General features: G+C 62.7%; 22 protein-coding genes, 1 pseudogene and 1 riboswitch. Of the genes and pseudogenes, 5 read left to right on the top strand and 18 right to left on the bottom strand.

What is annotated here, in order from left to right; genetic code table 11:
- The first annotated feature begins 97 nt into the window (after positions 1–97).
- Positions 98–697, top strand: coding sequence for a hypothetical protein (locus JOD47_RS06915; protein WP_204533162.1), 600 nt, complete (start codon positions 98–100; stop codon positions 695–697).
- A 13-nt stretch (positions 698–710) separates the two neighbouring features.
- Positions 711–1,469 (top strand): hypothetical protein, encoded by a 759-nt coding sequence (locus JOD47_RS06910; RefSeq protein WP_204533160.1) that lies wholly within the window; start codon positions 711–713, stop codon positions 1,467–1,469.
- A 177-nt stretch (positions 1,470–1,646) separates the two neighbouring features.
- Here the strand turns inward: JOD47_RS06910 and JOD47_RS06905 are convergent, their stop codons facing one another.
- The 16 genes from JOD47_RS06905 to JOD47_RS06830 form a co-directional block, all read right to left on the bottom strand.
- Positions 1,647–2,294, bottom strand: coding sequence for a hypothetical protein (locus tag JOD47_RS06905; protein WP_204533159.1), 648 nt, complete (start codon positions 2,292–2,294; stop codon positions 1,647–1,649).
- On the bottom strand, positions 2,287–3,219 hold the full coding sequence (locus JOD47_RS06900; protein ID WP_204533157.1) for a hypothetical protein: 933 nt from the start codon (positions 3,217–3,219) through the stop codon (positions 2,287–2,289). The genes JOD47_RS06905 and JOD47_RS06900 overlap by 8 nt, the downstream gene beginning before the upstream one ends.
- A gap of 153 nt (positions 3,220–3,372) precedes the next feature.
- On the bottom strand, positions 3,373–4,602 hold the full coding sequence (locus JOD47_RS06895) for a DNA sulfur modification protein DndB (RefSeq protein ID WP_204533156.1): 1,230 nt from the start codon (positions 4,600–4,602) through the stop codon (positions 3,373–3,375).
- A gap of 140 nt (positions 4,603–4,742) precedes the next feature.
- Positions 4,743–4,832, bottom strand: a complete 90-nt coding sequence (locus tag JOD47_RS17870) for a helix-turn-helix domain-containing protein (protein ID WP_204533154.1) — start codon at positions 4,830–4,832, stop codon at positions 4,743–4,745.
- A 104-nt stretch (positions 4,833–4,936) separates the two neighbouring features.
- On the bottom strand, positions 4,937–5,191 hold the full coding sequence (locus JOD47_RS06885) for a hypothetical protein (protein ID WP_204533152.1): 255 nt from the start codon (positions 5,189–5,191) through the stop codon (positions 4,937–4,939).
- Positions 5,192–5,258: 67 nt separating this feature from the next.
- Complete coding sequence (locus JOD47_RS06880; RefSeq protein ID WP_239548035.1) at positions 5,259–6,644, bottom strand: ATP-binding protein; 1,386 nt, start codon at positions 6,642–6,644, stop codon at positions 5,259–5,261.
- On the bottom strand, positions 6,644–8,296 hold the full coding sequence (locus tag JOD47_RS06875) for an NAD(P)/FAD-dependent oxidoreductase (protein WP_204533150.1): 1,653 nt from the start codon (positions 8,294–8,296) through the stop codon (positions 6,644–6,646). The genes JOD47_RS06880 and JOD47_RS06875 overlap by 1 nt, the downstream gene beginning before the upstream one ends.
- Before the next feature lie 129 nt (positions 8,297–8,425).
- Complete coding sequence (locus JOD47_RS06870; protein WP_204533148.1) at positions 8,426–9,499, bottom strand: alkene reductase; 1,074 nt, start codon at positions 9,497–9,499, stop codon at positions 8,426–8,428.
- A gap of 91 nt (positions 9,500–9,590) precedes the next feature.
- Entirely contained in the window at positions 9,591–10,496 is a 906-nt protein-coding gene (purU, locus tag JOD47_RS06865; protein WP_204533146.1) for a formyltetrahydrofolate deformylase, read from the bottom strand.
- On the bottom strand, positions 10,486–11,514 hold the full coding sequence (lipA, locus tag JOD47_RS06860; protein ID WP_204533144.1) for a lipoyl synthase: 1,029 nt from the start codon (positions 11,512–11,514) through the stop codon (positions 10,486–10,488). Before lipA ends, purU begins: the two co-directional genes overlap by 11 nt.
- 25 nt (positions 11,515–11,539) lie before the next feature.
- A complete protein-coding gene (locus JOD47_RS06855; protein ID WP_204533143.1) occupies positions 11,540–12,937 on the bottom strand; it encodes an L-serine ammonia-lyase in 1,398 nt (465 codons plus the stop codon).
- A gap of 31 nt (positions 12,938–12,968) precedes the next feature.
- Positions 12,969–14,300 (bottom strand): serine hydroxymethyltransferase, encoded by a 1,332-nt coding sequence (gene glyA, locus JOD47_RS06850; RefSeq protein ID WP_307836217.1) that lies wholly within the window; start codon positions 14,298–14,300, stop codon positions 12,969–12,971.
- A complete protein-coding gene (gene gcvH / locus JOD47_RS06845) occupies positions 14,297–14,680 on the bottom strand; it encodes a glycine cleavage system protein GcvH (RefSeq protein ID WP_204533142.1) in 384 nt (127 codons plus the stop codon). Before gcvH ends, glyA begins: the two co-directional genes overlap by 4 nt.
- Positions 14,681–14,809: 129 nt before the next feature.
- Positions 14,810–15,928: a glycine cleavage system aminomethyltransferase GcvT gene (gcvT, locus tag JOD47_RS06840; protein WP_204533141.1), complete on the bottom strand. Its 1,119-nt coding sequence runs from the start codon at positions 15,926–15,928 to the stop codon at positions 14,810–14,812.
- A 10-nt stretch (positions 15,929–15,938) separates the two neighbouring features.
- Entirely contained in the window at positions 15,939–18,803 is a 2,865-nt protein-coding gene (gene gcvP / locus JOD47_RS06835; protein WP_372432794.1) for an aminomethyl-transferring glycine dehydrogenase, read from the bottom strand.
- A 144-nt stretch (positions 18,804–18,947) separates the two neighbouring features.
- A riboswitch (glycine riboswitch) is annotated at positions 18,948–19,045 on the bottom strand.
- 73 nt (positions 19,046–19,118) lie between these two features.
- Complete coding sequence (locus tag JOD47_RS06830) at positions 19,119–20,120, bottom strand: Lrp/AsnC family transcriptional regulator (protein WP_204533139.1); 1,002 nt, start codon at positions 20,118–20,120, stop codon at positions 19,119–19,121.
- Positions 20,121–20,259: 139 nt separating this feature from the next.
- Here JOD47_RS06830 and JOD47_RS06825 point away from each other — a divergent pair.
- From JOD47_RS06825 to JOD47_RS06815, 3 genes and pseudogenes are all read left to right on the top strand, one after another.
- Positions 20,260–21,016 (top strand): annotated as a pseudogene (locus JOD47_RS06825) (DUF5058 family protein).
- Positions 21,017–21,045: 29 nt separating this feature from the next.
- Positions 21,046–21,756 (top strand): hypothetical protein, encoded by a 711-nt coding sequence (locus tag JOD47_RS06820; protein WP_204533138.1) that lies wholly within the window; start codon positions 21,046–21,048, stop codon positions 21,754–21,756.
- A gap of 39 nt (positions 21,757–21,795) precedes the next feature.
- Positions 21,796–23,022 (top strand): amidohydrolase, encoded by a 1,227-nt coding sequence (locus JOD47_RS06815; RefSeq protein WP_204533136.1) that lies wholly within the window; start codon positions 21,796–21,798, stop codon positions 23,020–23,022.
- 1 nt (position 23,023) lies between these two features.
- On the opposite strand, the gene JOD47_RS17865 is transcribed toward JOD47_RS06815, so the two are convergent.
- Positions 23,024–23,347 (bottom strand): type II toxin-antitoxin system PemK/MazF family toxin, encoded by a 324-nt coding sequence (locus JOD47_RS17865; RefSeq protein WP_372432842.1) that lies wholly within the window; start codon positions 23,345–23,347, stop codon positions 23,024–23,026.
- A gap of 23 nt (positions 23,348–23,370) precedes the next feature.
- On the bottom strand, positions 23,371–23,607 hold the full coding sequence (locus JOD47_RS06805) for a hypothetical protein (RefSeq protein WP_204533133.1): 237 nt from the start codon (positions 23,605–23,607) through the stop codon (positions 23,371–23,373).
- Positions 23,608–23,704: the final 97 nt, after the last annotated feature.

The raw sequence follows: 23,704 nt of genomic DNA, 5'->3' as shown, positions 1-23,704 counted from the left end.
GAAATCGGCCTCAACGCAACGCACTATCTGGTGTAGAGGCCTGTGGCGTACAGGTGTACCCCAACGCCACTGCGTAGATCGAGCTACATTACTCATCATGGCCTCGAAAGCACTCCAGATATGGGGAACTGACAGAGCAGAGGCTCTGGACCGAATGGAAAAAGTACATGCGGCTGTCACAGGTGGACTTCGAGGTCGTCCGCGTGATGTGACCGAGCTCAATCACGCATTGTTCCTGCGCCTCGCTGGGGAAGTGCAGGGCTTCTGTCGGGACTTACATGACGAGTCCATCGAAGCCCTGTGCACGCCAACGCAGGTCCCCCTCCAAGACCTTCGCGATACGTTTCGCTTAGCCCTTCTGACCGGCAGGAAGCTTGATTCGGGTAACGCTGGAGCTGGCAATATCGGTTCTGACTGGACGAAGCTCGGCATGTCGCTCTGGCCTGATCTCAAAGCCGTCTACCCCAGCCAGGTGAGGGGTGCGACCGACTGGAACGATCGGCTGACCTGGCTAAACGAAGCCCGTAATGGAATCGCCCACAACGACGTAACGAAGATTGCTTCCGCCCACTCTAGGCACCCACTCACCTTGCGTACGTTCCGCGTGATGCGTGGGCGGTTTGGCAAGTTGGCGGATGGAATGGACAAAGTTACAGGCGCATACTTAGGTGCAGCTACCGGTTCCTGGCCGTGGTGACAAGGGAGGGATGATGGCAAAGAATCGTCGAGTAATACCGGGTCGCTTCGTGCGGTTGTCACCCGCCCAGATGAAGACGGGTACTCAAGTCGAAGTCATCTTCGGTCGCCACGAGACAACTGGAGTCATCGTGGACAAGACTGTGACCGGGCGATACAAAGTCAAGGTTGAAGTAGAAGGTTCAGATGAGCCCGTGACGACGAACTACGCGAAGGAAGACATGGCCTTCAACCCACGCGATTTGCCCGAGGACGCCCTGCAAGAAATCGTCGCTCAAGCAGCCGTTGTTGACGAAGCGTGGAGCTTCCTACACAAGTTCTATGGTGGCGATCTGATTGCGGCTTGGGAGGTGATGCATCCGACCTACAGGCTCTGCCTAGCTCAATGGTGGGTGGAAGCTAACCAGACGCCACTAACCAGCAATGGCTACGACCTAGACGTGGCTGCGCAGGAACTGGCGTCCACTACCCGGGGGGAACACGATCTGTGGGAGGACCTCAGCCGAGTCGTTCTTCGTGACTTCCGCAAGGGGTTTCCTCTGAACCCCAGTACGGCGGCTATCGGTTCGACCGTGAGGATGATCGACCTCGACACGGAACTGCTGTACGTGCATCCTGACACCCCGAACGGAGGGCTCTGGGAGCAGGGAGAGAGCCGAGCGGTGTACCCGATGGTCATGAAGCTTTCAGGAGACGACTGGAAGGTGCTCAACTGGGCCTCTGGAATCGTCCCCACCCCGGGCCTTCCTCCCACCCTTTTCCAGGTCGATTGAGCGCTCTTCACCGATGTGTTACTGGGCGTACCCCAGACCGACAGCAACCCCGCCACCCAAGGCAAAAAAGCCCGCCACTCTCGTGAAAGTTCACACGTTCGTTAGTCCATAAGCAACGGGTCAGAACCGGTCCTTTCTGCACCTTCGCACAAACGGGTGTAGCAACAGGGTTAAAGCTCAGTCCTTGGGCGCGACCACGTACATTTCAGACCCGTCACCCTCGATGGTCGTCTCCGACGTCACCGTTATGCTCCGCACTCCCGCTTCAACGATCGTTCTCTGATGGGAGACGAGGACACCTAACGAACCTCCATCTGGAGTGAAGATTTCTCGTCCTATGTGATGTACTCCGAAGCTCACTGAGCGCATCGGTTTGCCGGCATTGATACTCCAGACCTTCCTGGTGTGATCCAAGGTCGGAGAACAGGCCTGACAGGTGACGTAGCTGTTCAGTGCCTCTACCTCAGTTCTATTCAGGATCTTGGGCATCTTCTGAACGAAACCGAGATCCCGAACCCGGCATGGACCAGCCAGAACGTATCTCCAGGCTTCCTCCCTGTCGATCACGTGTCGCACATGGAAACACGATTGTGCATGAACTCGGCGGACACCGCCATCAGTCATGACGAAAGCCGGATCCTTCGACCGCAGCTCACTATCCACTAGATGCTGCTCGCGCTGTACCTGTGCTCTCATGTCCTCCAAGGAAAGCACCGTTGATCCGTAGTCAGGGACATCTGGCTCTCCCCCAACGATGTCTTGGATTAGCTGACGAATATCCGCCTCAGTGAGTCGTTCGGCCCCCGCCGCCGCAGAGTCACTCATCCTTTCCTCCTGAATCGTTGCGAGTGGCTTCGTTGGAGCTTGATGAGTCAAGTTGCACTCGCGCACGCTCTGACCATTTGATGGTCATTTCCCGGCCAGCGTACGCTGCGGTGCCGGCAGCTATCACACACCCGGTTACCGTGGGGACAGCAATCAGTCCCATCACCGCAGCTACGAAAAGGGTGTACCAAACTATTAGGCCCAGTGCCTGAGTGCCCTCATGAGTCCTCGGTGGCCAGTTCAGACCGCAGTAGGCGACACCATATGTGAGAAGTTCGTCGTTTCGCGTGATTCGGGTTAGCTGCTCAGCGCGCTCGGGGAGGTTGGCTGACCAGGCGGCTGCCATCTCCTCGAACTTGGCATCAATGTCCGCCTTATCGCCGCCGGTGGCTAACCGATCTGACCAATCACGCGTCACCACGGCGCCAATCTGCGTAAGCGATCCGACCTCCGCAGCCCTCACACTCGCGAAAACACCCGCATCACCTAAAGTCTTCAGCACCCCCGCCGCACCCGACGCACCAAACAACAGGTCCGGCTTCACCAGATCAGCCGCGGACGCCAACACACTCTGCATACCCACCGCAGATTCAAACCACGACCCCTCCGCAGCCCTCACACTCGCGAAAACACCCGCATCACCTAAAGTCTTCAGCACCCCCGCCGCACCCGACGCACCAAACAACAGGTCCGGCTTCACCAGATCAGCCGCGGACGCCAACACACTCTGCATACCCACCGCAGATTCAAACCACGACCCCTCCGCAGCCCTCACACTCGCGAAAACACCCGCATCACCTAAAGTCTTCAGCACCCCCGCCGCACCCGACGCACCAAACAACAGGTCCGGCTTCACCAGATCAGCCGCGGACGACGGCACTTGAGCATTTCGGTCCGGTAGGTCTTCTTGACTGGCTTCGGTCATGATTCGTCCCCTATCCAGGTCGTGATGACGGGTGGGCTAATTGGGTGAAAGAAGATTTGCGCGGCATCCTATCTAAGCCCACCGACATCAAAAGTAGCCATGCGTGGTTGACCTCTGACGCGATTTGCACACCCGGAGGTCAACTCGGATTGACTAATTGAGCCAGATTGGCTTGTCTACTGCCCACTTGACCATTGCGTCGCGCAGGGTTCTCAAATCCTGGCGACGGCTTCTCGGTGAAAGTGCCCCGACACTGAAGACGTTGTCGGAAACATGATCAACCCAAATACTGCCCTCCGATACCGGACCGTCCATAGAGGGCGCGAGCTGCTGAAAAAACTCAACCACGTCATCGTCGTCCAACATTTGCGTGTCCGTGAGCTCGGCGTACACTCCCGCGAGGACACGAAGCATGACCGTCGAACCAAGCAGGTTAGTCGCCCGCAGGTCTTGGGGCGTCAGCTGACCGTCAGCGACAGCTTCCAAGGGCGGAAATGCCGCAATAAGGGTGTCAAGGAAGTTATTCGTCTTTTCGACGAGCTCTCCCTCATCGAGTTCATCCTCGAGGCGTCGTCCAACCCGACCATCGATGCCAACCGCGATAGTGCGGATAATTTCGGCAACCTGCTTCGCTCCAACCAGGTTCGGATTACTTCGCCCCATCCGGTCCTGCTCAAGGTCGACACGATCTTTGAACAGAGCATGCTTAGTTACGCCTTCCAGGGCACGGTTGACGACCTTGCGGCTGTCAAAGCGCGCTTTCACAGATGATGTGATTCCAAGTGCATTGTCAGCGATATCGAAGAACATTTGCTTGTAGGCAACCTGGTCATCTTCGATGAAGATCTGCAGTGATGTGCGATCACGGGACAGACGGTTCCGCTGCTCCGTAAGTTCGTCAATTTTGGTTTGGTACTGATCGAGCACACCTTGCTCAGCTCCGTTCTTCTTCGAAGCAGAAAGGGTGCTGCGTGCTTTCTCAAGATCGGCTGCGATGCCGGCGATCGCCAGGTGTATACCGAGCGTTCGGTGCTGACCATCCAAAATTCGGAGATCGGTGCGAGCCATCGTCGGGAAAGAGATAATTCCGAACTCTGTCCCGTTTATCTCTTCGGTCACCTCAAACTCGAAGATGTCTGGTGCACGCAAGACCAAAGCCGGGGCCACCCAGTCCAGCTTCTCCCGAATGTAATCGCCAAAAGCGCGAGCATGAGCTTCTTTCACCTGCCGGTTCCCTTCAGCGGGGTGGCGAGGATCTGGCGCAGGAAGTAAATCCGCAATCTGGGTTAGCGAGAGGTCGAGAGAAAATACTCGGCGGCCACCTTGGCGGTAGCGCGTTGCATAGAAACGGATGTTCGGGTCGTACCCGGTTGGAACTGTCATGATGGTTCTCCTTAAGTCTTATTTAGAACGATTAAACCTAGTCTACGTCATTAAGATCTTAAATGCAAGACTAGAGTTAGATCTGCCTGTTAGAGCACTAATCACGGTGGCATCGAGCTGTGGCACTAGGCGGCGGGGAGTCAGGTGCCTAAATTTCGGTAGAGCGTGGCGCGTGAGACGTTGAACGTCTCGGAAATCTGTTGTTTGGTGTAGCGGCCGGCCTCGATCATGGCGCGGGCCTAGGCGATCTGTGTTGGACTCACACCCGGCTTCCGCCCGCCAGTCCTGCCACGGCTGCGAACTGCATCCAATCCTTCCTTGGTGCGCTCAACGATCAGGTCATGCTCAAACTGAGTGACTGCTCTATCGTGAACCGGCTCCTTTCCGAGTCGGCCTCGATGAGGTCCCAGTCGTGTGCGGCGACGGGCAGCCTGGACCGTACGGCCTCGAGCTTCACTCTCGACCTTCCGGCGAGCCCCACGCGCAGGTCCGACGGAGCGTGGTCCGCAAAATATCCGGCGATCAGTTCACCGACGAAGCCGGTCGCACCGAAGAGGACGAGGTCGTGGTCGCGCGCTGGGGCCTCCATGCCAGCAGTCTTCCACAGCAGCGGCCGGACCGACGCGGAGAAGTGCCGGGCTCGCACATTGAACAGGTCAGGCCTGGACCAGCGGTAACCGCACCCGGAACACTGTCCTACCGGGTACGGACTCGAAGTCGATCGATCCGCCGTGCCGTTCGACGACGATCCGCCGCGCAATATCCAGACCCAATCCCGTTCCCTTGCCCACGTCCTTCGTGGTGTAGAACGCTTCGAATGCCCGCTTCGCGACCGGGGGTGCGATGCCAGGGCCGGTGTCGCCGATCTCGACGGTAACCCCGGCTCCGTCGCTGAGGGTCGCAACGCGCAGGGTACCGACGCCTTCCATGGCATCCACTGCGTTGTCGATGAGGTTGGTCCACACCTGGTTCAGCTCGCCCGGGTAGGCGTCGATGGCGGGCACGTTGTCGCTATATTCGCGGATGATTTCGACGCCGCCGCGCAGCTTGTGTCCCAGCATCACCAGGGTGCTCTCAAGACCCTCGACCACATCGGTGTTCTGCCGCGAGCCCCGGTCCATCTGCGAATAGGACTTCACGGCTGCGACGAGTTCAGAGACCCGCCGCGTCGACTCCCGCACTTCGGACAGCAACTTCTCAACGGTCAGGGTGGCAGCTATCCACTCCAGGGCCGGCGCCAGGGCAGGGCCACCGAACAGCTCTTCCGTGCGCCGGCACCAGTCGTCGTCGGCGCCAGCAGCCGCCAGCGTCGGGCCGATCAGCCAGTCCCGCTCCACGTTCCGGTCGGACAGCCACTCACTGAGGAGATCTTCCTGATCGGCAAGTGTGAGCGCATCGGGGACGAGCGCCGTCGTTGTCAGTTCTTCCCGCAGCATTTCCAGTTCAGAGAACTGGGCGGAAGTGATTCCGGTGTGGGTCAGTCGGCCGACGGATTCGAGCAGCCCCCGGGATGCCTCCTCCAGACCGTCGACGGCGCGGCTGGCTGCGGCGGCAGGGTTGTTGATCTCGTGGGCGAGGCCGGCCGAAAGTGTGCCGAGTGTAACCAGTGCTTCCCGCTGCCGGATGGTCGATTCAACCCGGCGTACGGTCCCGTACAAGCCCTCGATAAAGTGCACGCCGAAGGGGAACCACTCAGCGTAGAGCGCTCGGAGGGCCGTGGCTGGGACGCAGAGTAGCCGGCCCCCCTCGCTTCCGCGCCCGGTGGCCAGATAGACACTGCTTTGATCCCAGGCACGGAATCCGCCGGCCCATCGTCCAGGGACATCCATTGTCCCGACGACGGTATCTTCGCGCCCAACATGGCGAAGCAGCTGGAGGGAACCGTCGATCAGTACCCACCAGGAGTCCGCAGGTTCGCCCTCGTGCGAAAGGATGACGCCAGGTTCGACGGGGACCTCTGTGCCCGCTTCGACGAGGTCGACAAGTTGTTGGTCGCTGAGGCCTTTGAAGAGGCTGATTCCTCGAAGCTCGCTCGCGTGCATCAGATTGTTCCCAGGTAGCGGTGCACGAGGTAGACGGACATCGCGCCCTCACCGACCGCCGAGGCTACACGCTTCATCGAGTCGAGCCGGACGTCCCCGGCGGCAAAGACGCCGGGAACGCTTGTCTCCAGCGCAAACGGCCCGCGTACCAGCGGCCAGGGCACGGGATTTTCGGAATTCAGGTCGTGGCCGGTCATGATGAAACCGAATCTGTCGCGTACGACCTCCTCACCGAGCCAGTCAGTCCGAGGTGACGCACCGATGAAGATGAAGAGCCAGCTGGCCGGCACTTCCTCCGTCCGGCCCGTATCCCGATCAACGAGCTCCAGGAACTCGAAGTGCCCATCTCCGCGGGCCGCCACAACCTCGCTCCGGTAGCGGACCTCGATCACCGGCGAAGCGAGGATCCGCTGTACGAGGTACTGGGACATGGTGCTTTCGAGCGTGCCTGACCGCACCAGGAGTATTACCCGTTTCGCGAAACGGGAGAAGTTCAAGGCGGCCTGGCCGGCGGAGTTGGCAGCTCCGACGATGTAGACATCCTCGCCCTCGCACTGGCTGGCCTCGCTGGCGTTCGCGCCGTAGTAGATTCCCCGGCCACTGAAAGTGTCGATGCCTACCGCCTCCAACCGCCGGTAGGAAACGCCGGTGGCGATAATGAGTGCCCGTGCCTCCAACTCTCCGGAGCCGAAGAGCACGGCGCGCACCTGCCCTCGCGACTCGAAGCCCACGACATCGTTAGCGAGTACCACCTCCGCCCCGAACCGGGTCACCTGCGCCATGGCACGCTGGGTGAGGTCAGAACCGCTCAAGCCTTTCGGGAAACCGAGATAGTTTTCGATGGCGGCGCTCTGGCCGGCCTGCCCACCGGGCGCTTCGCGCTCGACGATCACGGTACTGAGTCCCTCAGACGCCGCGTAGACCGCAGCGGCGAGACCCGCCGGCCCGCCCCCGACGATGCAGACGTCGTAGAGCGGACGGTCCGCGCGCGTGCGTAAACCCAAGGCCGAAGCCAGATCGAGGGTCGACGGAGACCGGAGCACCGTACCGTCCGGCAGGAGCACCAGCGGAAGATCCGCCGGCGTCACTTCGGCAAGGTCGCGCAGGCGCCCGGCCTCTGCGTCGCGTTCGATGTCGAGCCAGCGGTAGGGCACATAGTTGCGGGCGAGGAAGGTCTTGATTTCGTGGCTGCGGTCAGACCAACGTGCGCCCACAACGCGCACGTCGGAGGTGTGATCCGGGTTGGCCCGGCGCCAGTCATCGAGCAGGTCATCGACCACCGGGTACAACCGGTCGGCCGGCGGATCCCATGGTTTGAGCAGGTAATGGTCGAGCCCGATGTCGTTGATCGCCCTGATGGCGACATCAGTGTCCGCGTAAGCCGTGAGAAGGAGAAGCTTTGCGCCTGGAGCATGCGGCCGCGCGCGCTCCATCAACTCGATCCCCGTCATCTTGGGCATCCGCTGGTCCGCTGCGATGAGTGCAACTGCCTGATCCCTCAGGGCCAGTTTGGTCAGGACGTCCAGGGCTTCCGGGCCTGAGGTTGCCCGGAGAATCCTGTAGTCCGGTCCATATCTGCTGCGGAGGTCGCGGGCGACCGCCGCGGAAACCTGCGGATCGTCGTCTACCGTCAGAATGTTCGGCTTCGTCATGGCTGGCGGTTCCTGGTACCAGGCATAGTGCATGACCCATCTGCTCAGGAGACCTAGCGTGAAGCCTATACAGAGCCGTTCCGGGAGTCCATGGGTCCGAAGGACTGTTTGGAACCGCTCCTCGTCCGGTTAGGCAGGCTGATACGCGGGGTAGTCCGTGTATCCCTCGGCGCCGCTGGTGTAGAAGGTGGCCATGTCCGGTTCATTCTCCGGAAGGCCCTCCTTCCAGCGGTGCACGAGATCCGGATTGGCTATGGCCGCACGGCCGACGACGACGGCGTCAGCCAGGTCATTCTCGACCAGTGAGATGGCCTCGTCCCGGGTAGTCATGACGCTGAAGCCGGTGTTCAGGAGGAATGGGCCGTCAAACTGCTCGCGCAGTTCCCGGACCAGCTCACCGGCGGGCTCGTTATGAAGCACGCTGAGGTACGCCAATCCCAGCGGCGAGATGGCCTGGGTCAGGGCGGAGTAGGTCCGGCGGAGATCCTCGTGGTCCAGCTCGGTTGCGCCCTGGACGTTGTGCTCGGGTGAAACGCGGATGCCTACCTTCTCGGCTCCGATTGCCTTGGCGACGGCGTTCACTACTTCGCCGACGAACCGCGCGCGGTTCTCGGGTGAGCCGCCGTACTGGTCCTCCCGCTGGTTCGCCGCGGGGGAAAGGAATTCATGCAACAGGTAGCCGTTGGCACCGTGGAGTTCAACGCCGTCGAACCCTGCCTTGATGGCGTTGAGCGAGCCCTGAACAAACTCCTCGACAACTCCGGGAAGCTCGTCCTCGGTGAGCGCGTGGGGGACCGGGTAGGGCTGCTTGCCCTTGTAGGTGCGGGTCATGCCGTCGATTGCGATGGCGCTCGGGCCGACGACCGTCCGGCCGCCGTTGGTGTCCTCGTGGGTGACCCGTCCCGCGTGCATGACCTGGGCGAAGATGCGGCCGCCCTCAGCATGGACGGCGTCAGTGACCCCGGTCCAGCCTTCGACCTGCTCGTCCGTCACGAGCCCGGGTTGGCCCGGAAAACCCTGGCCGGCGTGGCTTGGGTAGGTTCCCTCGCTGACGATCAGGCCGAGTGACGCGCGCTGGCGATAATGCTCGACGACGATCGGTCCAGGCACGCCGTCCTGGCCGGAACGGCAGCGGGTGAGCGGAGCCATGACCAGGCGGTTGGGCAGTTTCAGTTCGCCTACGGTAATCGGGGAGAACAGCATGGGGGAGTCCTTTCGCGGAAGCTTTCACTGTGAAAGCGCAGTTGCCCGGGCAACTATTCCGGATGGGACGTGGATCACATGCCGTACGGGCTCAGCGCAGAACGACCGTGCGGTTCCCCAGCAGCACGATCCTTCCCTCACAGTGCCAGCGCACCGCGTTACGCAGGGCAGCGCACTCGGCGTCGCGGCCCACCGCCACCAGATCGTCCGGCGTGTAGGTGTGGTCCACCTCGATGACCTGCTGGGAAATGATCGGTCCCTCGTCGAGTTCTGCATTGACGTAATGGGCGGTTGCGCCCACGGTCTTCACGCCCCGCTCGTAGGCCTGATGGTACGGCTTGGCGCCCTTGAAACTCGGCAGGAAGGAGTGGTGGATGTTGATGACCCGGCCTGCCATCCGGAGGGAGAGCTCATCACTGAGGACCTGCATGTAGCGCGCCAGCACCACGAGTTCCACGTCGAACTCGTCGACAAGTTCCAGGAGCCTGGCCTCGGCGTCCGGCTTGGTCTCCTTCGTGACGGGCACGTGGAAGAAAGGAATGCCATGCCACTGGACAAGGCCCTCCTGATCCCGGTGATTTGAGACCACTGCAACAATCTCGACTGGGAGCTCGCCCGTGCGGGTGCGGTAGAGCAGGTCATTGAGGCAGTGGCCCATCTTCGACACCATGACCAGCACCCGGCGTTTACGGCCCTGCGGCTCCAACTGCCAGTTCAGCTGCCACCGGTCGGCCACCGGCGCAAAATCATGCCGCAACCCTTCGGTGCGGGAAGGCGGCTGTAATTCCGGCAACAGAGAGGACGCCGAAGAACCGAAGGAGAAGTGGATCCGCATGAAGAAATGCCGCTGCGCTTTATCTCCGTACTGCTTGATGTCGAGGATGTCGCAGCCCTGATCCAACAGAAACCCTGAGATCGCGTGGACGATGCCGGGAGATTCAACGCAGTCGACGGTGAGTACATGCTCCCTCTGGGACGCGGGTGTTTCAGTTGCCACGAGATACTCCTTGTGCGTGTGCCGCCAGCAGGGTGCTGGCTTCCTGGCGGGTACTGCCGGAGCTTTCGATGTGCGCGAGTTCGGCGGGGATCTCCCACCCCTTCTTGCGCATTGCCGTGGCCCACAGCCGGCCGGCGCGGTACGAGGAGCGCACCAACGGCCCGCTCATGACACCGAGGAAGCCGATGTCGTCCGCTTCCTGCTGGATGTCGACGAACTCCTGAGGCTTCACCCAGCGGTCCACGGGTAGGTGGCGTTCGCTGGGACGCAGGTACTGCGTGATGGTGATCAGGTCGCAGCCAGCCTGGTGCAGGTCGGAAAGCGCGTGCGAGATCTCCTCCCGCGTCTCGCCCATGCCCAGGATCAGGTTGGACTTGGTGACCATCCCCAGGTTCCGCCCCTGGGTCAGGACGTCGAGTGAACGCTCATAACGGAACGCCGGCCGGATCCGCTTGAAGATGCGCGGCACAGTCTCGACGTTGTGCGCAAAGACTTCCGGCTTCGAATCGCAGATCGCCTGAATGTGCTCCGGCTTGCCGGAGAAGTCGGGGATCAGAAGCTCGACGCCGGTGCCCGGGTTCAGTTCGTGAATCTTGCGGACGGTTTCCGCGTAAAGCCACACGCCCTCGTCCTCGAGGTCGTCACGGGCCACGCCGGTCACAGTGGCGTAGCGCAACTGCATGGCCTTGACCGAACGCGCCACCTTGGTGGGCTCGAACCGGTCCACCGGGGAGGGCTTGCCGGTGTCGATCTGGCAGAAGTCACAGCGGCGCGTGCACTCGGAACCGCCGATGAGGAACGTGGCTTCCTTGTCCTCCCAGCATTCGAAGATGTTGGGGCAGCCGGCCTCCTCGCACACGGTGTGGAGGCCTTCCTTCTTCACGAGGTTCTTGAGCTGGACGTACTCCGGTCCCATCTGGACTTTCGCTTTGATCCAGTCGGGCTTGCGTTCCACGGGGACGGCAGAGTTGCGCTGCTCTACGCGGAGCAGCTTGCGGCCTTCTGGTGCCAGAGTCATGGGTTCTCTTCCTTCGACTTCCGATTCAGCATTCGACGACGTTGACGGCAAGGCCGCCGAGTGCCGTTTCCTTGTATTTGGAGCTCATGTCCTTGCCGGTTTCCCGCATGGTCACAATGACCTCATCCAGTGACACCCGGTGCGTACCGTCTCCCCAGAGGGCCATCTTGGCCGCGTTGATCGCCTTGGCGGCGGCAATCGCATTGCGTTCGATGCAGGGGACCTGCACCAGACCACCGATGGGATCGCAGGTGAGGCCGAGGTTGTGTTCCATGGCGATCTCGGCCGCGTTCTCCACCTGGGAGGCAGAGCCGCCCATCACCTCAGCGAGGCCGGCCGCCGCCATGGACGACGCCGAACCCACCTCGCCCTGGCAGCCCACCTCTGCGCCGGAGATGGAAGCCTGCTCCTTGTACAGCACGCCGATGGCGGCGGCAGTCAGCAGGAACTTCACGACGACGTCGTCCCTGTCCTCCTGCGCGGCGTTTTCCATGCCGGGCGCAAAGTACAGTGCGTAGTAGAGCACGGCGGGAATGATGCCGGCGGCGCCGTTGGTGGGTGCGGTGACCACCCTGCCGCCGGACGCGTTCTCCTCGTTGACGGCGAGGGCAACGAGGTTGACCCATTCCTGCCAGTACTTCGGGTCCCGGTCCTTGTCCTCCTTGAGCAGCCGCTCATGCCAATCCGGAGCACGACGGCGGACCTTCAGCCCGCCGGGAAGCAAGCCTTCACGCTTGATGGCTGAGTTCTTGCACTCCTCCATCACCTGCCAGATGTGCAGCAGGCCGTCCCGGATTTCCTGATCTGAGTGCGCTACCTTCTCGTTGAGGAGCATGATGTCGCTGATAGCCAGGCCGGTGGTGCGGCAGTGCTCCAGCAGTCCGGCCGCCGTGCGGAAGGGGTAGGGCAGCTGTTCCTTGGACTCCTCAAGCTGTTCTGCAGCGGCATCTTCCTCGCCTTCGCGCACAATGAAGCCTCCGCCCACCGAGAAGAACGTCGCCTCATGGAGTATCTCGCCGGCGTCGTTTTTCACCTGGAAGGTCAGCCCGTTGGTGTGGCGGGGCAGCACGGTCAACGGACGCAGCACCATGTCTTCCACGCCGTAGGGCAGGGAAGCTCCGCCGGCCAGCTGCAGCATCCCGGTATCGGCGATGGCGGCCAGCCGTTCCTCCACCTCGTCCGGCAGGATCAACTCGGGGTGGAAACCTTCGAGACCAAGCAGGACGGCGGTCATGGTGCCGTGTCCGCGGCCCGTTGCCGCGAGGGACCCGTAGAGGTCCACCCGCAGTGACGTCACCTCCGCCAGCCTGCCGGAGGCCTTGAGCTCCTCCGCGAAGACGGCGGCAGCCCGCATGGGGCCAACGGTGTGCGAGCTTGAGGGCCCGATCCCGATGGAAAAGAGGTCAAAGACTCCAACAGCCATAGTTATTCCTTAAGTGGACACCGATCCGCCCTCAGGCGAGGTCGGCAACGTCCGGATAGAGGGGGTGCGCGGCGGCGAGTGCTTCCACACGGGAACGCAGGGCGGAGAGGTCGGCACCGGCGTCGGCAATCAAAGCCTCGGCGATGATGTCAGCGACCTCCGCGAATGCTTCTGCGCCGAAGCCGCGGGTAGCCAGCGCGGGGGTGCCGATGCGCAGCCCGGAGGTGACCATCGGCGGGCGCGGGTCGAACGGCACTGCGTTGCGGTTCACGGTGATGTCGATCTCCGCCAGACGGTCCTCGGCCTGCTGTCCATTCAGTTCGCAGTTGCGCAGGTCAACCAGGACGAGGTGCACATCGGTTCCGCCGGAGATGACGTTGATTCCCTTCGCGGTGACGTCCGGCTGGATCAGGCGTTCGGCCAGGATCCGTGCGCCGGCAAGGACCCGCTCCTGACGTTCCTTGAACTCCGGCGAGGCGGCAATCTTGAAGGCAACCGCCTTGCCGGCGATGACATGTTCCAGTGGCCCGCCCTGCTGGCCCGGGAACACGGCGGAGTTGATTTTTTTGGCGATGGCGGCGTCGTTGCTCAGGATGATGCCGCCGCGCGGACCGGCGAGAGTCTTGTGCGTGGTGGACGTGGTGACATGCGCGTGCGGCACGGGGGAGGGGTGCAGACCGGCGGCGACGAGGCCGGCGAAGTGCGCCATATCGACCATGAGATAGGCGCCCACCGAGTCGGCAATCCGCCGGAACTCGGCGAAGTCCAGCTGGCGGGCGTACGCGGACCAGCCGGCAACGATGAGCTGCGGCTTGTGTTCCTGTGCGAGGCGCTCCACCTCGGCCATATCGATCCGGTGGTCATCTTCGCGGACCTGGTACGGAATGACGTTGTACAGCTTGCCCGAGAAGTTGATGCGCATGCCGTGCGTCAGGTGCCCGCCATGAGCCAGGTTCAGGCCCATGATGGTGTCGCCAGGCTTGATCAGCGCGTGCATCACCGAGGCGTTTGCCTGGGCACCGGAGTGCGGCTGCACGTTGGCGTACTCAGCGCCGAACAGGGCCTTCAGCCGGTCGATCGCCAGTTGCTCGATGACGTCCACATGCTCACAGCCGCCGTAGTAGCGCTTGCCGGGATACCCTTCCGCGTATTTGTTGGTCAGGACGGAGCCCTGAGCCTGCATGACTGCAGCGGCGGTGTGGTTCTCCGATGCGATCATTTCCAGACCGGAGCGCTGGCGGTTCAGTTCGTCGTCGATCTTCCCGGCGATCCGCGGATCCAGGTCGGACAACTGCGCGTTCAGCGACTGCGACACAACCTGCTCGAAAGCGACGGTAGCCTGGCCTGCTCCTACGGGGCTCACAGCTCGCCTCCGTTGGCTGCGGCGTACTCTTCAGCTGACATCAGGGGGCCGTTCTCGGTGACGGCCACCTTGAACAGCCAGCCGTTGCCATACGGATCGCTGTTGATCAGTTCCGGATTGTCGACGACGTCGGCATTGGTTTCGGTGACTTCGCCGGAGACCGGCGCGTACAGATCCGAGACGGACTTGGTGGATTCCACCTCGCCGCACGTTTCGCCGGCGGTGACGGTGTCGCCGACCTCGGGAAGGTCCACGTACACGATGTCGCCGAGGGCGTCGGTGGCCACGGCGGTGATACCGATCGAGACGGGTCCGGAGCCGTCGCCGGCAATCCATTCGTGCTCGGCGGAGTACAACAGGTCAGCAATAACCTTGCTCATATCTCATCCTTAAAGTGTCGTTCGATTTGAAGCGTGACGGTGAAGGCGCCGGCAGGGCCGGCGTTTTCGGAAGCGTGCGTCAAGCGAAGCAGCACGCGTGAAAATGCCGACTCTGCCGGACCCAGAGGCTTACTTGGAGCGCTTGTAGAACGGCAGTGCGACAACTTCGAACGGCTCAGGCTTGCCGCGGAGGTCGATGTCCAGAGCTGTGCCGGGTTCGCTGAGTTCGACGTCCACGTATGCCAACGCGATCGGGTAGCCCAGGGTGGGGGAGGGCTGGCCGGAGGTCACTTCGCCCACCACGTTCCCGTCTTTCAGGACGGGATAGTGGCTGCGGCCTGCGCGGCGCCCGAGGCCCTTGAGGCCCACGAGCTTGCGCCCAGTGGTCGAGCCGGTGCCGGCTGCTTTGAGTTCGGCCAGTGCAGTCTTGCCGATGAAGTCGGATTCCTTGGCCAGTGAAACGACCGGACCGAGGCCCGCAGCGTAGGGGTTGCCCTCGCGGGAGAGTTCGTTGCCGTAGAGCGGCATGCCTGCCTCGAGGCGCAGGGAGTCGCGGGACGCGAGGCCGGCGGGGAGTCCCTGCCCGGTTCCGGTCTCCAGCAGCGCTTCCCACAGACCGGGAGCGTCCTCGTTCGGCACGTAGATCTCGAAGCCGTCCTCACCGGTGTATCCGGTGCGCGCCAGCAGCAGTTCCTGACCGTTGATCTCGACCTCAACAGCGGCGTAGTACTTGAGCTCGGTGACGAGCGCGTGCTGGTCGGCCGGCACCAGCGTGAGCAGGATGGCCTCGGCATTGGGTCCCTGCACGGCGATAAGCGACGTCTCGGCGGACACATCGTTCACAGTGACGTTGAAATTCGCGGCTCGTTCAGCAAGTTCCGCGGCAACCACGGCGGCGTTTCCGGCGTTGGGGACCACGAGGTACTTCTCATCGTCGCGGCGGTAGGAGATCAGGTCATCGATGATGCCGCCGTCCTGCTGGCAGATCAGCGAGTACTTGGCCTTTCCTACCGCCACCGCTGAGAGCTTGCCGACCAGAGCGTAGTCGAGGAAGGCCGCGGCGTGCGGGCCGGTGACCCAGACTTCGCCCATGTGGGAGAGGTCAAAGAGACCCGCGGCGGTACGTACCGCGTGGTGCTCGGAGAGTTCGGACTTGTACTTCAGGGGCATTTGCCAACCGCCGAAGTCGGTGAAGGACGCCCCGGCCAGCTTGTGCTGGTCGTAAAGCGCTGTGTAGTTCTCGGTCATCGCGGAATCCTTAGTTCTCGAAGTCGGAGAGAGGAGGGCAGGAGCAGACCAGGTTTCGGTCTCCTGCGGCGCCGTCGATACGGCCAACGGGCGGGAAGTACTTGTCCTGCCGGAGGGAGGGCACGGGGAACGCGCCCTGCTCGCGCGGGTAACGGCGCTCCCACTCGGAGGTGACGACGGCGGCTGCCGTGTGCGGCGCGTTACGCAGCGGCGACTCTTCCAACGTGAAGTCCCCGGTGGCGACCTGCTCCATTTCCTTGCGGATGGTCACCATTGCGTCGATGAAGCGGTCGATTTCCGCGAGGTCCTCGGACTCGGTCGGCTCTACCATCAGAGTGCCTGCCACGGGGAAGGACAGCGTGGGGGCATGGAACCCGAAGTCGATAAGGCGTTTGGCGACGTCCTCGGCCGTAACTCCCGTGCGGGCCGTGAGCTCGCGCAGGTCAAGGATGCACTCGTGGGCAACGAGTCCACTTTCACCGGTGTAGAGGACCGGGAAGTGCTCGTTCAACCGGGCGGCGATGTAGTTTGCCGCCAGGAGGGCGGACTTGGTGGCTTCGGTGAGGCCCTGGCCGCCCATCAGCTTTACGTACGCCCAGGAGATCGGCAGGACGCCCGCCGACCCGAAGCGGGAAGCAGAAATCGCGACGCCGTGTCCGGCTTCATGGGCGGACTTGTTCGCGTCGCCCGGCATGAACGGCGCCAGGTGCGCCTTCGCAGCCACCGGGCCGACGCCGGGACCGCCGCCGCCGTGCGGGATGCAAAAGGTTTTGTGCAGGTTCAGGTGTGAGACGTCGCCGCCGAACTTGCCCGGCTGGGCGAGGCCGACGAGAGCGTTCAGGTTTGCGCCGTCGACGTAGACCTGGCCGCCCGCCTCGTGCACCGCATCGCAGACTTCGCGGACGTCGGCGTCGAACACTCCGTGGGTGGACGGATAGGTGATCATGATCGCCGACAGGGCGTCCCTGTTGGCTTCGATCTTCCCCCGCAGGTCACCGTGGTCGATGGTGCCGTCCGAAGCCGTGGCTACGACCACAACCTTCATGCCCGCGAGGACAGCCGACGCTGCGTTGGTGCCGTGCGCGGAGGCAGGAATCAGGCAGACGTTGCGCTGGCCCTCGCCGCGGGAAGCGTGGTACCCGCGAATGGCGAGCAGCCCGGCGAGCTCACCCTGTGAACCGGCGTTGGGCTGGATGGAAACCTGGTCGTACCCGGTGATCTCAGCAAGGTCGGCTTCGAGCCCGTCGATCAGCTCGCGCCAGCCTTCGGTCTGGGAATCCGGGGCGAAGGGGTGAATCGAAGCGAACTCGGGCCACGAAATGGCTTCCATTTCAGCGGTGGCGTTCAGCTTCATGGTGCAGGAGCCCAGCGGGATCATGGTGCGGTCCAGCGCGAGGTCCCGGTCCGAGAGCCTGCGGATGTAGCGCAGCAGCTGGGTCTCCGAACGGTGCGTGTTGAAGACCGGGTGCTGAAGGTATTCCGAGGTGCGCACGACGGCGGCGGGCAGCTCGAAGCCCGCAGCTTCCCTTACCTGACCGGCACCAAAAGCGGCGGACACGGCGGAGAGGACATCCGGCGTCGTCGTTTCATCGATCGAGATGCCGACGGTGTCGGCGTTGATGAGGCGCAGGTTGATCCCACGCGATTCAGCAGCGGAGACCACCTTGGCGGCGTCGCGGGGTACGTGGACGGTGAGGGTGTCGAAGAAGGAGTCGCTCTCCAGTTCCCAGCCGGCGGCCTTGAGCGTGGTGGCGAGCGCACGGGCGCTGCCGTGGACGTTCTGCGCAATGGCCTTCAGTCCATCCGGGCCGTGATAGACGGCGTAGAACGAAGACACGATGGCCAGCAGCGCCTGCGCGGTGCAGATGTTCGACGTGGCCTTCTCGCGGCGGATGTGCTGCTCGCGGGTCTGGAGGGCCAGGCGGTAGGCGGGAGCACCGGCGTTGTCATTGGAGACGCCGACGATGCGGCCGGGAAGGGTGCGTTCCATGCCGTCGCGCGCGGCCATGTACGCGGCGTGCGGTCCACCGAAGAACAGCGGAACACCGAAGCGCTGGGTGGAGCCGACGGCGATGTCCGCTCCCTGCTCACCCGGAGGGGTGATGAGCGTCAGAGCGAGGAGGTCAGCGGCCACGGTAACAAGCGCACCCCGCTCTTTCGCTTCTGCGATGACGGAGGCCTGGTCCCAGACACGGCCGGAGACGCCCGGCTGCTGGAGGACGACGCCGTTGATGTCGCCTTCCGGGAGTCCCTGGGAGAGGTCAGCGACCTCCACCTCGAAACCGAGCGCCTCTGCGCGGCCGAGGACGATGGCGATGGTCTGGGGAAGGCAGTCCGCGTCAAGGACGGTTTTGCCGTCCTTGACGGCCTTGTTCTTATTGGCCCGGCGCATGAGCAGCACGGCTTCCGCCACAGCCGTGGCCTCGTCAAGGAGGGAAGCGTTGGCGACGGGCAGGGCAGTGAGATCCTGCACCATGGTCTGGAAGTTGAGCAGCGCCTCAAGCCGTCCCTGTGAGATCTCGGGCTGGTACGGGGTGTAGGCCGTGTACCAGGCGGGCGCTTCAAGGATGTTGCGGCGGATCACTGCCGGCGTGACGGTGTCGTAGTAGCCCTGGCCGATCATCTGAACGGCGGTCTTGTTTCTGCCGGCAAGCCTGCGCAGTTCGGCCAGCACCTGGACTTCGCTGAGCGCGCTGTCCAGTCCGAGCGGGCTTTCCTGACGAATCGAATCAGGCACGGCACTGTCAACAAGGCTGTCGACAGTGTCATAGCCGACAGCCTTCAGCATTGTGTCGATGTGGTCCTGGCGGCGCGCACCGATGTGGCGGTCTGCGAACGTGGATTGGGGCGACGGATTCGTCATGAGGAACTCCATAACTCAGGTGGTGCAAAGACACCACGATGATTTGGGTTCCTCCCCGCTCTGTATTGGACCTGAGAGTTTCCGTCTTGCCCGGTGTTCCGGGCTCCACTTGCACCGTCGGTGAGCCCGATTTCCCGGACTGCTTTCCAGAGTTGCCTCGCCGCGGCGGTACATGGGCCTGAGAGATTCCTGGGGAGGATTTGCTCCTACGGCGCCCGCTGAATGTACCGGCAGGACTCTCCCGCCACGGATCGAAAGCGTGCGTCACTGGTAGGTGACGCGATTCACATGCTATCGGTTACTTGAGCCTTCACGCAACTTGGTGGTCTACCAGGCCTCGCCCGGCACAGTGAGTTCGCCGGTTGCGGTGCCGTCCCGGTTGAGCAGCCAGCCAACGCGCTTGCGGACGTTGGCGATCACCACGCTTTCCACCAGTTCCAGGTCTGGGATGTGCTCTGCCACGGCCCGTTCTACGGCCATGATGTCCGCCGCCGTCCGCAACCACATCATGAAGAGGAAGTTTGTCGCACCGGTTGTTGAGGCGCACAGGCGGAGGGAGCCCAGAGACTCAAGGTGTGCAGCGGCGTCGTCGTGCCGGCTTGCAGGCAATCGAGCCATCCATTGGCAGATGATCGGGTAGCCAACCAGCCCGTTGGCTACCTCGCAACGGAAGGACAAGACGCCTGCATCGAGGATCTTCTGGAGCTGCCGTCGTGCAGTTGCGGGGTGGAGACCCACCGCCTCGGCGATCTCGGCAGCCGTCGCGCGGCCGTTGCGGCTCAACTGCTGGATGATCGGACGGTACTTGGGCGGGAGCGCACCTCGGTATGGCGGGCGGCTTCCGGCCGCCTGCTGCAGTGCCGTCCGCTGGCCGGAAGTCAGGGTGTCGAGCCGCCAGCCATATGCGCCCTGGTGCAGCTTCGTGCAAAAAGACGTCTCGTACCGGATTAGTCCAGGTATCTGGTCGAGCTGTGGATAGACCGACTCAACCAGCCAGGTCGGGGTCGGTGCGATGACCGTCAGCATCATGTCGCGGTTGCGGTAACACTCCTCGATCGTGAAGACGTCGGGAATTTTGGAGATGGCGCTCAGGGCGTCCTCGCGCCGGGCAGGGTCGCACTGCACGTCGTGGAAGGACAGTGACATCTGGTCGGGGTTGCCGACCGGATGTGCAGTGATCCAAGCCGCCCCCGCCGCTGATAGGCGATCCCAGCGTGCGGCGAGCGAGGTCGGGTGCCTGTCCAGTGCTTCGGCGATCACCGTCCACGGCAGGCGTGGCCCGATCTGCAGCGCGTTGACAAGCCGCAGGTCCTCCTCATCGAGCTCCATAGCTTCCTCCGTGATCGATTTCGAGCGACTGCTAGCTCTTTTTGTAAATTATCAGGGATTTGAGGCGGTGTGGTGCAGGTCACTTCACAATGAATAGCAACTGATCCATCCCTCGCCTGCACAGACCGGAAGGCTTCCCATGGCACCCACCCAGATCGTGGAGAACGGCAGCTCGACGAACATTCTTTCCATCGCCAACATGCCCGTGCTGTGGGCGTGTGCACTCGGCGTCTTCGCCGTCATCATCCTCCAGTCCGTCATCTATATTCGCGCCGCACGAAAGGCGGCTCCCGCAGCCGGGATCAGCACCGCAGAACTGAAGACATCATTCCGTTCAGGTGCCGTCGCAGCGATCGGCCCGTCACTCGCCGTCGTACTGGTGGCCATTGCCTTGCTGGCACTGTTCGGCACGCCGGCGGTCCTGGTGCGCATCGGGTTGATCGGATCGGCAGCTTACGAAACCGGCGCTGCGAACATCGCGGCATCGACCATGGATGCCACGCTGGGCGGCGCCACCTACACGCAGCAGGTTTTCGCCGTCGCGTTCTTCGCGATGAGCATCGGCGGGGCGATGTGGATGCTCACCACGCTGATCGCTACTCCGCTGCTGAAGCGCGGCGAGCACAAACTTGCCAAAGTCAACCCACTGATCATGACCGTGGTGCCCGCGGCCGCGTTGCTCGCTGCCTTCATCTCGATCGGGATCGGAGAAATCCCCAAAAGCAGCGCGCATCTCCTGACCCTCCTCACAGCCGGAGCCGTCATGGCTGTGCCTGTTCCTCGCGAAGCGGCTGAACCGGGTCTGGCTGCGCGAATGGGGCCTGGGCTTCGCGATTGTCGCAGCCCTCTTCGTCGCCTACGCCGCCCACACCGCCGGCCTCGGCCCAGTCGCATGACCGCCCAACTTTCCGGAAGGAACAATCCCATGACCACCACCCTGAGCCCGGCCCAGGCGACGGCGGACCTCGCGGAATTCGACCGCACCACCTCCCGCTGGGGCCGGCTGACCATGATCGCCGGACTCATCATTTCCGTCGCAGGACCGCTCTACTTGGTCCTGTTCGCCAATCTCGGCATCACCTCCACACAGCTGTGGACCGCCGTCGCCGCCGTCCTGGGCACCTTCTTTGTCATCTGGCTGGTGGAGCCGATCACCTACTTCCCGATCCTCGGTCCTGCAGCCATGTACCAGGCGTTCATGATCGGCAACATCTCGAACAAGCTCCTGCCCTCCGTGCTCGTTGCCCAGACCAGCATCGGCGCCAAACCCGGGACCGATCGCGGCAACTTTGCTGCCATCATGGCCATCTGCGGAGCGGCGGCCATCCATCTCCTGTCGCTGCTGATCTTCGTTGGAATCCTGGGCACCTGGCTGATCAACGTTGTACCGGCGGGCGTCACCGACGTCGCCCGTATCTACGTGCTGCCGGCCGTCATGGGCGCTGTCATCGTTCAGGCGATCATTTCGACAAGGCAGCTGCGGCCTACGCTGATCGCTTTCGCTGTGGTCCTGGTGGTGCAGTTTGTCCTGCTGCCGCTAGTGCCGGGCCTGGCGATGGTTCCCACTGCCGTGTCCGTTATTGCGACCATCCTGTTTGCGTGGTTTGCCCGCAAAGAAGCACGGTCCGAAGCCTGACAGTTGAGCCTTGAGATGCCTGAAAGAGAGATTATGGAAATGAGCGCCACACTGCCTGCCGAGCTGCTCAGCGAGAGCCAGCGCGCCGAAATGCACGATCTTTACCGCCACCTGCATGCCCATCCTGAACTGTCCATGCAGGAGCACAGAACGTCCGCGCTGATCCAGGCCGAACTCGAGAAGGCAGGGATCGAGGCGTTCCGCTGCGGCGGCACCGGCGTCGTCGGTATCCTGCGGAACGGTGACGGCCCGGTGGTGGCCTTCCGCGCCGACATCGACGGACTGCCCATCAGGGAAGACACTGGGTTGCCCTATGCCAGCACGGCCACCGGAGTGCTCGACGACGGCACGGAGGTGCCGGTCATGCACGGCTGCGGCCACGACATTCACGCGGCCACGCTACTGACGGCGGCGAAGCTCCTCGCCGGGTCGCTGGAGCGCTGGGCCGGAACCATTGTGCTGATTTTCCAGCCCGGTGAGGAAACAGCGGCCGGGGCAAAGGCCATGGTGGAGGACGGCCTCTGGGACAGGGCGCCGAGACCTGAGGTGATCTACGGACAGCATGTGATGCCGGGCCTTGCAGGAACCATCCAGTACGCCACCGGGCACACCATGACCCAGGCAGACTCCTGGAAGGTGACGCTGCTGGGCCGCCAGTCCCATGGGTCCCAACCGCAGGATTCCATAGACCCGATTGTGTTGGGCGCTCACATCATTACTCGGATCCAGACCATCGTCTCGCGCGAGATTGACCCGCGGCGTGCTGCGGTGGTCACGGTGGGCACGTTCCACGGCGGTCTCAAGGAAAACATCATCCCCTCCAGCGCCGAATTCACGCTCAATGTGCGGACTTTCGACGACGCGGTCCGTGAAAAGGTGCTGAACTCACTGCGCCGGATCATCCGCGCAGAGGCGGAGGCCTCGGACGCGCCGGATCCGGTAATCGAGGAGCTGTACACGTTTCCAAAAAACTACAACGATCCGGAGGCTACGGCTGATGTCGTGGAGGCGCTCGGCAAGGCGCTGGGTGACGGCAACGTAATCGAGGTTGAGCCGCTGATGGGATCGGAGGACTTCGGGCTGCTGGGAGCGGCAATCGGTGTTCCGTCGGTTTTCTGGTTCTTCGGTGGGCATACGCAGGAGACTCTCGACGCCGACCAGGTGCCGATGAACCACTCGCCGTTCTTCTCGCCCGCTATGGAGCCGACCCTTTCAACCGGCGTCAGGGCGGCAATGGCGGCGGTCCTATCGAAGGCGGGAACCTAGATCAGGAGCGGAGGTCGAGGAAATCCCCGAGCCATACGCGCGTGGTGCTCAGACAATCTGCTGATACGCGTCCAGCTATCCGGGTCAATCGATCGCGAGACAGGGTGCGGGGTTGCTCCGTCATGATCCATGAAGGACGGTCGAGACCACTGGGCCCCTCTACAGGTATATGGTTCGGCCACCCTCGATGCATCGTTGTGATGGGAAGCGCGATGACCAGTGTCGTGACTGCATCCAGGTAGCCGGCTGAGGCGATGATCAGAGCAGGCCGGTGTCCGCCTTGCTCACGGCCGCGCACTGATTCGAGCGACGCCCACACGATCATGCCTGGCTCCAGGTCGAGTTCAGTCACTTCTCTGCGTCAGCCAGTTCAGCACGCTCCCACAGGTCAGCCTCGTCGTCGTAGCCTGCACCTCCAGCGCTCGATGTCGCCGCCACTGCCTCCCTGAGGTTCGTCAACCGAAGTCTGCGGTCTTCCGCCTCAGCAAGACGAGCCAGGTGCGCGCCCAGTGTAAGCCCTCTGGAAGCAGCTTGCGCCTTCAAGCGATCCCGTAGATCGTCGCTCACTTTGATGGTGGTAGTCATACTTTGAGTATACCGCTGGAGGTTCAGAGCGCCTGTGGTGATAGTTCAATTATCTATCGCATCGTGGAAACTAAGTTCCGCGTATAGGGTGTACGCT

Origin of the sequence: Arthrobacter tumbae, from assembly GCF_016907495.1 — a bacterium.
Classification (GTDB): domain Bacteria; phylum Actinomycetota; class Actinomycetes; order Actinomycetales; family Micrococcaceae; genus Arthrobacter_D; species Arthrobacter_D tumbae.
This window is presented reverse-complemented; position numbering and strand designations above follow the sequence as displayed.

Coding starts and splice junctions, on each gene's coding strand:
- JOD47_RS06910 (WP_204533160.1), top strand. CDS start 711: ATGGCAAAGAATCGTCGAGTAATACCGGGTCGCTTCGTGCGGTTGTCA.
- JOD47_RS17865 (WP_372432842.1), bottom strand. CDS start 23,347: ATGATCGTGTGGGCGTCGCTCGAATCAGTGCGCGGCCGTGAGCAAGGC.
- JOD47_RS06820 (WP_204533138.1), top strand. CDS start 21,046: ATGACCACCACCCTGAGCCCGGCCCAGGCGACGGCGGACCTCGCGGAA.
- JOD47_RS17870 (WP_204533154.1), bottom strand. CDS start 4,832: ATGATCGAGGCCGGCCGCTACACCAAACAACAGATTTCCGAGACGTTC.
- JOD47_RS06815 (WP_204533136.1), top strand. CDS start 21,796: ATGAGCGCCACACTGCCTGCCGAGCTGCTCAGCGAGAGCCAGCGCGCC.
- gcvT (WP_204533141.1), bottom strand. CDS start 15,928: ATGACCGAGAACTACACAGCGCTTTACGACCAGCACAAGCTGGCCGGG.
- JOD47_RS06915 (WP_204533162.1), top strand. CDS start 98: ATGGCCTCGAAAGCACTCCAGATATGGGGAACTGACAGAGCAGAGGCT.
- JOD47_RS06900 (WP_204533157.1), bottom strand. CDS start 3,219: ATGACCGAAGCCAGTCAAGAAGACCTACCGGACCGAAATGCTCAAGTG.
- JOD47_RS06805 (WP_204533133.1), bottom strand. CDS start 23,607: ATGACTACCACCATCAAAGTGAGCGACGATCTACGGGATCGCTTGAAG.
- JOD47_RS06875 (WP_204533150.1), bottom strand. CDS start 8,296: ATGACGAAGCCGAACATTCTGACGGTAGACGACGATCCGCAGGTTTCC.
- JOD47_RS06885 (WP_204533152.1), bottom strand. CDS start 5,191: ATGGAGGCCCCAGCGCGCGACCACGACCTCGTCCTCTTCGGTGCGACC.
- gcvP (WP_372432794.1), bottom strand. CDS start 18,803: ATGGAGTTCCTCATGACGAATCCGTCGCCCCAATCCACGTTCGCAGAC.
- JOD47_RS06830 (WP_204533139.1), bottom strand. CDS start 20,120: ATGGAGCTCGATGAGGAGGACCTGCGGCTTGTCAACGCGCTGCAGATC.
- JOD47_RS06905 (WP_204533159.1), bottom strand. CDS start 2,294: ATGAGTGACTCTGCGGCGGCGGGGGCCGAACGACTCACTGAGGCGGAT.
- lipA (WP_204533144.1), bottom strand. CDS start 11,514: ATGACTCTGGCACCAGAAGGCCGCAAGCTGCTCCGCGTAGAGCAGCGC.
- JOD47_RS06870 (WP_204533148.1), bottom strand. CDS start 9,499: ATGCTGTTCTCCCCGATTACCGTAGGCGAACTGAAACTGCCCAACCGC.
- JOD47_RS06880 (WP_239548035.1), bottom strand. CDS start 6,644: ATGCACGCGAGCGAGCTTCGAGGAATCAGCCTCTTCAAAGGCCTCAGC.
- JOD47_RS06855 (WP_204533143.1), bottom strand. CDS start 12,937: ATGGCTGTTGGAGTCTTTGACCTCTTTTCCATCGGGATCGGGCCCTCA.
- JOD47_RS06895 (WP_204533156.1), bottom strand. CDS start 4,602: ATGACAGTTCCAACCGGGTACGACCCGAACATCCGTTTCTATGCAACG.
- gcvH (WP_204533142.1), bottom strand. CDS start 14,680: ATGAGCAAGGTTATTGCTGACCTGTTGTACTCCGCCGAGCACGAATGG.